The organism is Enterococcus sp. BWR-S5, from assembly GCF_016745255.1.
Lineage (GTDB): Bacteria > Bacillota > Bacilli > Lactobacillales > Enterococcaceae > Enterococcus_L.
The window spans coordinates 40,987-54,371 of the sequence record NZ_JADOEQ010000017.1 but is presented as its reverse complement, the minus strand read 5'-3'; the positions used below and the strand labels follow the sequence as shown (position 1 = coordinate 54,371).

Here is a 13,385-nt window from a genome sequence, read left to right as displayed (position 1 = left end):
TTTTCTTATTGATTTCTTGGTTGCTGAATCTTATGGGCAATACTATTTTGGATAAAGTATCCCTCATCTTCTTTCAGATTTTCCTCTTTATAACTCTTATTATTGACAGTCAAGAATGTCTGATCATTAAGTCTGACTTTAAGTATTGCTTCCTCTGCTTTCTTGATCGTCTTGCTTACGTCATCGTAGCCCTTACCTAATTCAAATGCGTCACCAATAGAAAGTAAATGTACGCCTCTATCTTTTCCTTCAAGATAGACGGTTACTAATGCTGCCTGTGCCTTACTATTTAATGATCCAACGAATTTATTGACGTTGTTAAGAACAACAAATAATGGTTCTGCATGCTTTTCAAAATATTCTACTTGAGAAATGCTTCCATTCTCCTTTTGATAAGCGAAGAAATCATCTGTTCTTTGTTGGATTCTTTCTTGGATAGCAGTTATCAATTCTTCATGGTCTTCCTGAGTTGTCGCAGCGACATTAACTTGTTCATATTTGGTATATAGACTACTCTGACCACTATCAAATAACAGCACTTTATGCCCTTGCCCCAATAGAGTATCCAGCGCATGGTGAGCAAAGCTTTCTCCATCGGTTGGTTTTGCATACGCATACAACAAGTGTGCATTTTTAGGATACCAAGCAACACTTTGCACATCTTCAAAATCTAAGCCAATAGGTAATAATTGTTTTGTTGCAATCTGCTTGCGTACACTAGCAATTTCCTTGAACTCTTCGAAACTGAATACCTCAGGCATCATCGGAATCTCTTCCGGTCTCTCACCGGTCCAATGAGCGTCCATTTCAGAGACTTCTGCTTGGATTGCTTCGATGATTTTCAAGGTGTCTTCTCCGACTGCCGGTAGAGCTGCTTGGAATAATTCCGGCTCATCCAACTTGATTAAGCCACGACCTGGAAGGTCATCAATTGTTAAGGTCGTTCTGCCGACGATTGAGCGAGGCTCAGCATCATCAATCATTTTCAATGCAATTTGCAGCTTGATATTACTTGAAAGGTTCATACGCATTGCGTTTTGACGGCCTGCTGATAGCAGTAAGTGAATACCGATACCGGCACCTTCACGAGCTACCTGAGTGATGACTTTATCCAGCATCTCTTCAAATTTCGAGCCCTTCATTCCTTCGTAACCATCTAATAGAATCAAAATGATTGGTTCTTCTTTGCCACTGGCTTTTTCGTACATTTCCAACGTTGCAACAGAGAACTCACTCAACAGCTTTTTACGACGTTTTAGTTCATCATTGATTCTTCGTGCGAACTTAGCGATTTTCTCTTCTTCATCAATAGCCATCGTGTCTGCGACATGTGGCAATCGTTTCAGTGGAAGCAAACCGTTTGTTCCGAAATCAAGCAGATACACATGCAGGCGTTCAGGATTGTGCACACGTGCCAAATCCATTACGACATTCTGCATGAAGGTACTCTTTCCGTAACCTGGACTGCTGAAGACAGCCATGTGTCCTTCATTCGTCATATCTAGCTTCAAGGTTTCCTGTGCCTGCATACTTGGAACGTCTACTACACCAATAGTTGGTACCAAATGCTGCTTCTCTGATGCCCATTCTTCTTTGAAGTCTACTTCATGCAAGTCTGTTACTACGATACGTTCTTCCAATGGCGGCAGCCATGGTCTTGGCAATGGAGTGATATTTTCCTGCTCTGCTACTTCATGAATACCATCAATGATTGCATCCAGCTCTGTTGGGATTTGCTTCACATCATCAACATTTTCCAACCCACTCAAATCTTCACTGAGGATTTCATACTGACCTAACTCATTCACTAGATAAATGGTATGGTCTTCGATTTGCTGATCGTCTTTATCCGGCTGATAGTCGGCTCCACTCCACGCACTTTGGAACAATTCGTAGATTTCGTTATTCCCAACCTGCAGGTATGAACGTCCAGCCTGTGTGATTTCCGCAGCATCCGGTGTTTTCAGCATTTCCATACTATCCGCTTTATCTGCAACCTTCAGACAAAGCTTGAATTTCGAGTTACTCCAGATTTGATCGTTTACCACACCTGATGGCTTCTGTGTCGCCAAAATCAAGTGAATCCCTAAGGAACGTCCGATACGAGCGGTTGAAACCAGCTCTTTCATAAATTCAGGCTGCTCTGATTTCAGCTCGGCAAACTCATCACTAATTAGGAACAAGTGAGGCATAGGCTCTGATACATCCCCACTCTTATACAGCTTCTGATATTGATTGATATGGTTCACGTTGTTTTCAGAAAACAGACGCTGACGACGTTTCAGCTCGGCATTAATGGAAATCAGTGCCCGCATACTCTGTGCGCCATCCAAGTTGGTGATACTCCCCAATAAATGCGGCAAGTTTCTAAACAGGTTTGCCATTCCCCCACCCTTGTAGTCAATCAGTAGGAAAGCTACATCATAGGGATGGAAATTCACGGCTAAACTCAAAATATAACTTTGGACAATTTCTGATTTACCTGAACCAGTCGTTCCGGCAACCAAGCCATGCGGTCCATGTGCCTTCTCATGAAGATTCAGCATCACGATATCATCTTTTCCTCGCAGTCCCAATGGAACAGCCAGGGTTTTATGGGGCGAGTTCTGTGCCCAACGCTGCGTCACGTTGAATTCATTGAAGGTTTCGATGCCATACATTTCAAGGAAAGTCACGGCCTCAGGAATACTAGATTTCAGATTCTGTAAATGATTCAGCGGAGCCAATAATCTTGGCAACGCTTCTTTATCAAAGCCAGCAGGGAAATGATCCAATTGGAATTTCGTATTTTTCAGCTGACCTTTTTCCAGCAATAGGACACCAGTATTTCGATCGCGAATATCAATAACTGTTTTGATGTTATCAGATAAGCTACTCAATACATCTTCAACAAAAATGACACTACAGCCTAATTCGCTTGGATCTTCATTAAAGAATTCCATAATGACATGGTCAAGAATCAATTTCTCATCCGTAATCATCACGACATAGTGTGGCGTAAACAGGGTACTGTCTCGACTATTACCATTTTCTGCCAACGCATTCTTACGGTTTTTCAAAATCTGATTCAAACTGTTCAATACTTGGTCACGGCTTCGTTGGTTATAAACAAATCCCCGAACGTTTACATCCTGCAATTTTGCATGAGGCAGCCAACGCATCCATTCCCACTGATCCTTTTCGCTTTCAGGGAAAATAGAGATAAATTGTAAGTCATGATAACTGTGGAATAAAGATAATTGATTAACCAGTAAGTGCAACTGTTCCAACACAAAATTCCTTGGTCCGATATAACCGACAGGACCATTGACCAGATTCGCCAAAATTGGCATTTCATCAAGCTCAAGGCTTTTTGTATACAGCTCATAGCCTGACTTTTCCAAATTATCCGTTTCTTTTCCACGTTCCTTGTTTGAGTAATCAATTGAACTGGTACTTTGTACTCTTCCCAAGCCTAAACGATAGTACAGGAAGTCAAAGTGAAGAGCTGTTTTTTCATAGATACGTGGGCTGTATGTTTTCCCCATCTCCAACAGTTCCACAACGCTTGGATAATGATAATGCTGTCCTTGACGCTGCTTTTCATTCATCTGGTACAGCTCGACAGATTTATCAACTAAGTATTTGTTGTATTGTACTTCACGATCAACCAAGCTTTGCTTATGTTCCTTCTTGTTTTTAAAATAGCTTTGAATAGAGAAGGTTAGCGTCATCAAGGTTGTCGCTCCACTGGCTAGGACAAACAGCATGTTTGAACGGAGAAATGCCATTAAGGCTGTTACTGCCAACATACCCAGCGGTGGTAAAATAATCTTCACCAACTGTTCCTTCGGCTCATCCTTCGGATCACTTGGTGCATTGATGGTTACTTTTTCCTCCGGTTCACGATAAATGATACGTGGTGAGCGATGGAAATCAGGATAGTCTTCATACATCTCATAGCGAGAACGATAAATCTCACAAAGAGTTGAATCGGCAACCGTTCCTCTTGTTGCATGGATTTCATGAGAAAAGACCTTCAATGTATGTCGACCAAAAGAAATTTCATCGCCTTTTTCCAATACATAGTCCGTTTCCATCATGACTTTATTATTTAATGTCGCTAATCCTTCCAGCAAAAGAAGTTGCCAATTGTCACCGGATTTTTTCATTACAGCAGAGAAATGTTTTTCTGTAAGCGCAAGAGACACACCACGCTCGTGCCCAATAATCAGCTCCGTTTTATCCAACAGGTCAAAAACCATTTTTTTCTGTACAGGTGTAATAAGCAAACTCATTTCCTGCTCATCATCAAGTGTTATTGTCAGCACTTCATCTACAGTCAATTGCTGCTCTGTTTCATCTTGCTTTAGGTACCAGCCATCTTCATAGTAGAGAACCAATTCTTTTTCCTGCGGTAACGGCATATGCAGTGCTGCCTGATTACTATTGGAAATAAGCTGTTCTTTTTCATGATCCAGAAGAAGTTGATAGCGATAGCCTTCAAAATAGAGAATGGCTTGCATCTTATCCATCTAGTTCCCCTCCTGCTGGGAAGTCCCTGTTGTTTCGGCTGTTGACCCAGTTGTCGATCCAGCAGTCGTTTCCGCGGTTGCCTCTGCAGCTGCTGCTTCATCTATACTGGTATTCCGCTTTTCTTTGTATTTCTCATAATCACTTTCAAGCGTATTGATGGTCTCTTCTTTTTCTGTACCTGAAAGGTTTGAATCATTACGAACCTGTTCAATTTTCTGAGTAATTCCATATAAAATTAAATCTGAGTCTTCCAGTTTTTTCGCAATATCCAAAGCTTCGTCTAAGTTTCCGCGACCATTTTCAATCCAATAATCTAAGTAGTTCTTATCTGAGCGCAATGTAATATTGTTCAAAATAACTGTTTTCTGCGTATCTTGAAGAGCTTCACCTTGAACAAAGCTGTAAGCCAGTTCATATTTTTGTGTATAAGGCACATCCTCAGTTTTGATTGGTTCAAGTGTTGAAATAACCGCTTCATAATCATTCTTCAGGAATGCTGTATCTGTATCCTGCATCCTATTCAAAAATGGAATACGGAAGAATAGCAAATAAACCAGAGGCACAATCAAAATAACAGCTAAAATAGACATCCAAATAGACAGTTGCTTAATTAATGTGAATTTTCGCTTGCTCACCTTTCGAGTAGTTCTTTCCAGCTCAGCAACCGTTAGCTCGTAATTTTCTATTAAGTATTGATGAATCGCTTCGAAGGTCTCTAGTCCAATAATTGTCTGAATGAACTTTGATCCTTTTTTGATATCCAACTGTCCTTCATATAGCTTTGAAAAGTCTTGATCCTTTTCAAATAACGCAATAATCAGGCTCTTGTATTGACGCAACAGCAGCTCTTCATTCATCACCTGAGGAGGCATCTTACCTTCCAACCCACGGTAAGCAATGGTTGGTACCAAGTTGTAATCAAACAGAATGTTTTCCGGATGAATAAAAAATGTCAATGGAAGGTCTAACAACTGTTTTACTTCCATCATATTGGCCATTGCTCGTAATTTATCTTCTTTTGGACGAGTAAGCAGCTCATTAAAGCTGATATGTTCTTTAGGAAGATGGTAAGTAAAGGTCACTTCATCCTCTTCCCAGTGAATATCTGTAGCCATCAATAATGGATGGGCCACTTTCAATAGTGCCAAGTCCTTCTCTTCGCTAACCTGCACTTCTGATTTACGTAAAGCCAGCAGCCATTCAGCTGTCGCTTTCTCAAATTCATATGTGTGATTTTCAATTGTTATAATTGCTGATACACCCTTAGACGATTCCATGTACTTGCTCCTCCAACACTTCTATAATATCTCCATCAGTGATCGGATAATCCTTTATCCGTTGCTCCTCACTTAATAGAATCCCTTTATTTAAAACCTTTAATTGATACTTTTTCAGCGCCTTACTTCTGCCGAAAATCTGATTCAGCTCTCTGATAAAACGATATACAGTGATATTGCTGGGAATCCGCAAATCAACGATTTTCCCACGATTATCACTGTATACCAGTGTAATATTAATGTGTTCAGTATTGTCTGCCATTAAACCAACCTCTTTTTCCTTCTAGAGTGAAACAGGAACAATGCAACTACAGTTAGTAACGCGGTCCCTACTATCAACGGCCACAAAGATGGCGGTGAGGAAACTGCCGAAGCAGTCTCCTCCTGTTGTGCCACCTTGACTGTTTCCCCACCGATAAACAGGTCTTCTGTGTCTATTTCCTTCACTGCCGGTACTTCCACCAAAAAGTATTCCGACTTTTCCTGTTCACTTTTCTTTTCTTTTACTTCCTTCGCATGCTCGACTTTTTCCATCATTTCTACATCAAACAAACGGTCTTCCGCAATAAAGCTTTGGGTTTTATTCCCAGTTCCCTGGTCTTTATTCAAACGATCAGTTTTTAAATCTAAATCATTATCAATTAAATTCTCTTTCGCTGAGGCTGTCTCAGAAACTAGCATAAAGCTTGCTGCTGTTAAAAGTACAATCAGCCATTTCTTCATTTCTTTGCCACTTCCCTTGCTTTTTTACGTGGTTTCCAAATGAAAATGTTGAATGCAACCAACCCTGCAATAATTAACAGATAGAGCAGAATCTTAACAATATCCAATGCATTATTCGAAAGGATATCAGCTAAATTATGCTCACCGATTGAGAGCGGGTTGACCTGCCTGATGAACCCAACGAGCGGATTGTTTTCTTTCGTCTTTCCTATCGCATTCGTTACAAATACATAACTTACAAATAGAAATAGGCTCAAGGCAAAACCAGCAATATGGAACTGTTTCAACGCATAATGATTCATCAATGAGAAAATCAACATGAAAATCAGTACCATCATAATCCAGACAATTTGCGACTCCTTCGTAATTGCCAATTCTCCAATACTTAGCAGTGCTAATATCAAACCTACGACTACAGCACTTGTACTCAAAAGAATTGTCTCCATGATATTGTCTTTAAACCAAAGCTGCTCCCGCTTGAACTTGTCCTTGATTTTACGAACAACTGGCTGCGTTGCGAATAGATACGCAAGGAACAAACTCAAGGTAAACATAATCAAAATCCAAGTAAATGGTTGATTAACCTCTGTTGTCTGAATAGTTGCTTCAGCATTTCCTGTGACAGGATTAGCAATAAATTGAAGTAACGAGTTATTTGGCACACCGTCTTGGTACGCATTGTTTAATACCTTGACAAATGCATCAACGAAATTGGAATTATTTGCCAATTCTGTATTTAACTCTTCCATGATTTGATCCGCATTCTCTGATAGCTCTTCACTATTCTGCTGTGCATTTTTCACTTCATTATTGAAGGAATCAAAGATTGTTTTCACACCATCCGCCTGCTCAACATTTTGCTGCGACGATTCCTTCACCATCTCTGATTGAGAAAGAATCATCTTCAATGTTTCATAGACTGAGGTCACCTCTGAGTCCGTCTGAGCATTCACGGCACTGACCAGACTCTCGCTGGCGGTTAACGATTGACTCGTTTCCTGCCAAGTATTTAGTAGTTCCATTTGCTCTGCGACAGAGGCGTTTAAGCTGGTTGTGTTTTCTTGTGTTTGCACAAGCGTTGTCTGTACCTCAGTATTTTTGAGCTCAATAGACTCCGCTAATGCTTTTAGCTGCTGCAGTTGCTTCCATTGTTTCTCAAAATCACCGTCTGTGTTCATAAATGATTGATTTAGAACCGTTTTAAATACATCCGTCAAATTCATATCCAAAAACGTATGGAAAGTAATAAACGGGTAGTTGCTAAATTCTGCCAGCTCATCATCCACAGTTTTATACAATTCCAAAATCTTTCCGATTTCTTCTGAATAAGCTCTTTTAGCAATTTGATAATTTTCAGAGAGAAAAGCAGATGTATCCAAAGTATAATCAATTGTTACAGCATAACCATTTTGTGGTGTTGCTGCTCTCGGTTCAATTTGTGCTTCGGGCGCTGTTAATCCACCTTCAATAGAATCATCAGATGTAGGAGCATCCGAATACTCTGGGACATCTTCCAAAGTATCCTCTGAAGACTCTGAGTTTTCTTCACTTTCCATAATATCCTCATAATCTCCACTTGAGTTGATTACTTCTTCCGATGTAGACGTTAATGATTGGACAATCACTGATCCCTCTTCATTTTGAGTTGCTCTTAACTCATAAAAATCTTCTCGACCATCAGAATCAATAATACTTCTAGATTGCATTACTTTAACTTTTATTTTTGGATTCGCTTCCGTCTCATCATAATCGTCAGGTAATTCATATGGTATTATGATTTCTCTTCGACCATTAGTTGAGCTTTGTACTTTATATTGATATGAGTTTTCATTTATTCCTGATCCCAATAATTCAGGTACACTAACACCTGCACTAGGACTATTTAGTAATTTAACTTTTTGTGTTGTTCCTACTATTGTTGGATTAACAAAGATAGATGCTTCTTTCCCAATAATCTGCCAATCAATAACTATTTTATGCCTTTTACCTACTGCAACCTGTCTTTCAAAATCCAAATTAGTATAGGCTTCTTGAAGCGATTTGTAGTAGGTCGGATTATTATTGGCATCCTTGTCAATGTTGACTTCTGTGTTATCTTTTAGAAATTCCAATTGAGGAACACCGATATATGGATCGCTCCAATCTATCGGATTATAATGTGTATCATTTTGATTTTTGATGTCGTCATTGATTGTTGCAATCTTGGAATTGATACTAGTCAAGTACGTATTAATCTCCGCTAGAGGATGACCTTGCGTATTTTTATCCTTATTCCAATAAGGAGCATTGGTGTAGTTAAAAATATTTGCTTTTGCCGTTGTTGTCGGCAAAACATCTGCAAAATCAGTCACATCTCTTAACGGTAAACTATCCAACCTTTCTTGCATTCTTTGAATATATCTATCATTGAAGTTTTCTATTTGGTCAAAATAATTGTTCACTTCAGTTTCAACCTGATCCTCTGGGATTGTTGGATCCATCTCATACTTTTTCTTGATTACATCTCTTAACGTAATTCCAGGTGCAACATCTCCTTCGTTTAGTGTATATCCAAACGCAGAATAAAATTGTTTCTCATATTTTTCAAAATACTTATCTCTTAATGCTTCCAACTCTGCAAGTTGAGTATCAATATCCAATTTTGACTGAGTGAAATCACCAGTCAAACCAGCCATTTGTTGAAAATATTGTCCTTCCTCCTGTGAGCTAAACTGTTGAACAAAATAATCATTCAAATTGCTAATGGTAGACATTAAGCTACTTGTTTCTGAGCTTAAAATACTACTATCTAGAGTTAATAGTATTTCCAAGAATTCTTCATAGGTCAGTTTCCCTTCGGCTCGTTGCTGAAGCAGTTCTTCCAGAATAGTTGAATAGTCCTTGTGACTGTCCAATAACGAAACTGTGCTGTCAGAGAAGCTTGATAATAAGCTAGTCAGCAAATCATTAGACTGTAATGCACTGTTTGATTGACTGGTCAAAGCCGGTAGATAATCCTTGAAATTGATTGTTGGCTGATAAAGGACATCCTGGAAATTCCCAACTGATTCTGTTTGATTCGTATAAACCTTTTCAATATTTCTTTGAGCTGTAAACAAATTATCAATGATACTGACTACGTACATGTCTACTAGCTGCTGATTCAGGCCGCTGACGATACTGCGACCAACGCTTCTGGATTCATTTTCCAGTGTGCTGTTTCCATTGGCATTTATCTTATAATTAATTTGAAGCTTTTCCGGAGAAGAACTATCCAATTCCAGCAACTTCTCAGAAAACGTACTTGGGATAGTGATTAATAAATTGTATGTACCATTTTTCAATCCGCTTTCCCCGATCCCTCGAGTTACAGTAAACCAGTTGTGGTCAGTGTCCTTCTCAATTTTTTTCACATAGTCAACACCTAAGCTGTAGGCTCTCCCATTACGAGTCACCCCAACGTCCTCATTTACCAAAGCTATGTTCAATCTAGTCGCTTCTTCTTCTTTGTTCGCTGAAATATCAGTATGATCTCGATTCATAAATATAAGTGCAACAATCAGAACAACAACCATCCAGACTGATTTTAAAATATAATAAAGTTTTTTATTATTCATCTCCACTCTCCTCTAACCGACAGACTCCCTGTATCTGTATTTTTTTGTTTAATCAAAAAGGCTAAAAAATAATAAAAAAGAATAGGGGGAGGCTTGACCCCCTCGCTATTCTTCTTAAATCTTTAGACTAGATTGTCTTATTGGAAACCGAACACGCCAGAAAGCTCTGAATCTGTTTGTTCCACGATTTCTGCTGCTTTTTCTAATTGTCCGTTGATTTGTACCAACAGTTCAGAAAACTCAGTTACTTTTGGTTTCAGCTCTTCGAATTGATCGTTAAAACGAGTAGAAGCTTCACCTTTCCATCCATCTAGAATTTGTTGTTGAGTAGCTGTTAATGAATTTAGTACTTCATTTACTGACTCAGAACCTTCGATGTATTTTTTTGCTTGAGCACGCAGCTCGGCAGGATGCATAGTAATTTGATCAGCCATTTTTATTCCTCCAATTAATTTTTAGTATTAGGAAGTATTAGATACGTTCCATTAAGAACATTTTATCACAACCAGTAAAAAAAACGGGTTATAAGTAAAAAAATACAATTTAGAAGTAAAAAATAACAGGTTTTAAAAAAATAATATAATTCTAAAAGAAAAATCAAATAAACAATATTAAATTAATACTAAATAGAATTTACATTTGAAAACCACTGTGTACTTAAGAAATGTTACTTAGTTACCTATTTATAAGGAATTCTATATTCCTCAATAGATTTTTGAAAATCTTCTTTAAACCTTCTGCTAATAGAAATAGCCGCTTCTTTTGGCTCAGCAGAGCTATCTTCAAATGTACATAAAAACACTTCATCTCTGACTATCCTTGTCACATAATTCAAATTAATAACATAACTGCCGTGAACACGAATAAATCTGCCATCGCTTAGCTTCGTTACTATTTCAGACATTGTCAAATAGCTCTTATATATCTCATCCTTCGTATGGATATAAGCAATTCTGCCAGATTTTGTTACATAAATAATTTCATCCAACAACAAGACAAATTTTTCTCTTTTAAAAGAAAACTCGACATATGCTTGATTGCCGCCAAGATACTTCCTTGCTCGTTTCAAGCTTATTTCTATTTGTTCCATTGCGACAGGCCTCAGTAAATAATCAAAGGCATGGAACGCAAAAACGTTACTCATTTGACTATCATCCTGTGACATAAAGATTATCAGTGCAGCCAAATTAACTTTTCTGATTTCTTCAGCAACCTTCAATCCATCAGGTGTGTCACTATCAATTGATAAAAAATAAATATCAAATTCTTTACGATTCTTATGAATCCTAGCTAAAAGATCCGATTTATCTCCGAAGGTTTCCAGCTTGTACTCATAGTTATCAAGTGCTCTTATACAGCTTTTTATTTGCTTTAACTCACTGTTGTTCCCATCATACAACGCAATATTCATGATTTTTCCCCTTTTTTAGCAAAAGTAACTTTGCTCCAACAACGATGACCGTTTCCTGTCTTTCTTTTATCTTTGAACATTATCCAATTATTGCCCTATAATCTGATAGACAAAAACCGACAAAACCGAATAGAAGCTTCGATTTTGTCAGTACTTTTTAGAAGACACTGCCGTCCTCTTAATTGCAACCCAACGAGTTTATTGTCTTTCACAAAATATCTTATGATTCTAATTCATTTTTCTTCTTCAACATCATGTATCCAGCTTGTAAGAATAATACCGTTCCTGCCATAACTGTAACAACATTACTCTCCTCACCAGTTTCAGGAAGCAAGACTTTCTTATTGTTTTCAATTGGTTGAATTGTTTTCAATGGAACCATTTGTTCTTGGCCAACGGGTTGAACAGTTACATTCGGTTGTGTCGCCAATGTGTCATTTGGAATACTTGGTATTAAAGGATCAGTAGCTATATCTTCTTCTGGAAGATTTTCGTGTACTATTACCATACTTGTATGTGCTTTAGGATATAAGAAGGTAAATTCATATGGAAATTCTGTTATAGCAACCCCATTTATAGACAACACTTTTCTCCCGGAAGTAGTTATCTCATGTATTCGTACAGTTACATATGCTCCCCAGTAATGAGTAAAACCACCAATTGATATTAAATTACCTGACTCGTCAACATTGATAAATCTCAAATCAAATTGTTGTTTTTTATAGCCATTCACATTGACCATTTCCATACCAGAAGCGGGAAATGTACCTGTTATTACTGCAGGACCTGTATAATCATAACCATCAACCTGTGGAGGTGTGAAACTATAGGTATTCTCTGTCCCCTTAATGAGTACACACGCTTCTGATCCAACAACAGCTCCTGTATCTTCATCATACATATTGAAATACACTCCGGTTTCAGCTACAGAAACCAATTCCACAGTAAGCGAAGTCAAATCTGATGCATAGTGACCACTTAATTCAATACCCTTAAAGCCCTCATGAACGACGGCAGAAAATCTATTATCAGAAACAGAAGCAACAACATAGTTTGTAGCCCAAGTTGCAAATATTGTTGTTTCAATTTCTGCAACTCCTCGCACTGTTTCTGTTTTTAATACTGTACCATTCTCAACATAGGTAATGACCATCGTTACCGGCTGATCAAGTACAACCTCTCTTAGCGGTTCAATTCCCATATCCTCTGCAACAACCTCTTCTTCTACAGGAAGCTCTGCAGATTCTTCCGGTACTTCGACAGGGGTCTCCACCACTGACTCCTCTGTTGAACTGTCAACCGTTGGCACTTCTTCTACTACGTTTGTATCTGTAGTACTCTCTTCAGTTGCAGGCAACTCAGAATTTGTTGTTTCTTCCGTCACTTCTGTTGAGCTATCCATTGTTGTAGAATCTTCGGTTGCTGATTCCTCCATCACAGGTTCAACAGATGGAGCTGTCATAGCTTCCGGCACAGTCATCAAAGCTTCAGCTATAATTTCTTCCACTGCTGCTATATCTACCTGTTCAGCCTGCCCTTCTTCCGCAAATACGTGTTGCGTATTCAAAAGTATTGGACAACATAAAACAACCAAAACACCATAAATCTTCTTCTTCATTTCTTCACTCCTAAATAATTGAATATATTCATTTTTTCATTCTTTCATTCTTTCTAAATTGTCAGCACTCTCATGCTAAATACTTATTCATTTTAACATAAAAATCCATGTTAAAAATACTTTTTTTACAAAATAACGAAAAAATGATTTATTTAGTTCCATAACCTCCTACATACCAATACTTACCAATCATATAAAGTTACATGACGGACAATAAAGCGGTTATAAATAACTATATTAGACCA

General features: G+C 38.3%; 8 protein-coding genes. All 8 read right to left on the bottom strand.

Features of this window, described 5'->3' with window-relative positions; genetic code table 11:
* Positions 1-5 precede the first annotated feature (5 nt).
* Entirely contained in the window at positions 6-4,514 is a 4,509-nt protein-coding gene (gene essC / locus IW510_RS17430) for a type VII secretion protein EssC (protein WP_202061810.1), read from the bottom strand.
* Positions 4,515-5,792 carry a type VII secretion protein EssB gene (gene essB, locus IW510_RS17425; RefSeq protein WP_202061809.1) on the bottom strand — a complete coding sequence of 426 codons (1,278 nt, stop codon included), beginning with the start codon at positions 5,790-5,792 and terminating at the stop codon, positions 4,515-4,517.
* Complete coding sequence (locus tag IW510_RS17420) at positions 5,779-6,054, bottom strand: EsaB/YukD family protein (protein WP_202061808.1); 276 nt, start codon at positions 6,052-6,054, stop codon at positions 5,779-5,781. The genes essB and IW510_RS17420 overlap by 14 nt, the downstream gene beginning before the upstream one ends.
* Complete coding sequence (locus IW510_RS17415; RefSeq protein ID WP_202061806.1) at positions 6,054-6,515, bottom strand: hypothetical protein; 462 nt, start codon at positions 6,513-6,515, stop codon at positions 6,054-6,056. Before IW510_RS17415 ends, IW510_RS17420 begins: the two co-directional genes overlap by 1 nt.
* Positions 6,512-10,111, bottom strand: coding sequence for a type VII secretion protein EsaA (gene esaA / locus IW510_RS17410; protein WP_202061804.1), 3,600 nt, complete (start codon positions 10,109-10,111; stop codon positions 6,512-6,514). Before esaA ends, IW510_RS17415 begins: the two co-directional genes overlap by 4 nt.
* Positions 10,112-10,248: 137 nt before the next feature.
* Positions 10,249-10,545, bottom strand: a complete 297-nt coding sequence (locus IW510_RS17405) for a WXG100 family type VII secretion target (RefSeq protein WP_202061802.1) — start codon at positions 10,543-10,545, stop codon at positions 10,249-10,251.
* Positions 10,546-10,790: 245 nt separating this feature from the next.
* The gene (locus IW510_RS17400) at positions 10,791-11,522 is read right to left on the bottom strand and encodes a LytR/AlgR family response regulator transcription factor (RefSeq protein WP_202061800.1); all 732 of its coding nucleotides are present in this window, start codon (positions 11,520-11,522) and stop codon (positions 10,791-10,793) included.
* Between the two features lie 220 nt (positions 11,523-11,742).
* The gene (locus IW510_RS17395) at positions 11,743-13,140 is read right to left on the bottom strand and encodes an LPXTG cell wall anchor domain-containing protein (protein ID WP_202061798.1); all 1,398 of its coding nucleotides are present in this window, start codon (positions 13,138-13,140) and stop codon (positions 11,743-11,745) included.
* Positions 13,141-13,385 lie beyond the last annotated feature (245 nt).

What these genes read in the sequence shown, in the direction of transcription:
- IW510_RS17415 (WP_202061806.1), bottom strand. Translation starts at nt 6,515, where the DNA reads ATGAAGAAATGGCTGATTGTACTTTTAACAGCAGCAAGCTTTATGCTA.
- IW510_RS17420 (WP_202061808.1), bottom strand. Translation starts at nt 6,054, where the DNA reads ATGGCAGACAATACTGAACACATTAATATTACACTGGTATACAGTGAT.
- IW510_RS17395 (WP_202061798.1), bottom strand. Translation starts at nt 13,140, where the DNA reads ATGAAGAAGAAGATTTATGGTGTTTTGGTTGTTTTATGTTGTCCAATA.
- IW510_RS17400 (WP_202061800.1), bottom strand. Translation starts at nt 11,522, where the DNA reads ATGAATATTGCGTTGTATGATGGGAACAACAGTGAGTTAAAGCAAATA.
- essB (WP_202061809.1), bottom strand. Translation starts at nt 5,792, where the DNA reads ATGGAATCGTCTAAGGGTGTATCAGCAATTATAACAATTGAAAATCAC.
- esaA (WP_202061804.1), bottom strand. Translation starts at nt 10,111, where the DNA reads ATGAATAATAAAAAACTTTATTATATTTTAAAATCAGTCTGGATGGTT.
- IW510_RS17405 (WP_202061802.1), bottom strand. Translation starts at nt 10,545, where the DNA reads ATGGCTGATCAAATTACTATGCATCCTGCCGAGCTGCGTGCTCAAGCA.
- essC (WP_202061810.1), bottom strand. Translation starts at nt 4,514, where the DNA reads ATGGATAAGATGCAAGCCATTCTCTATTTTGAAGGCTATCGCTATCAA.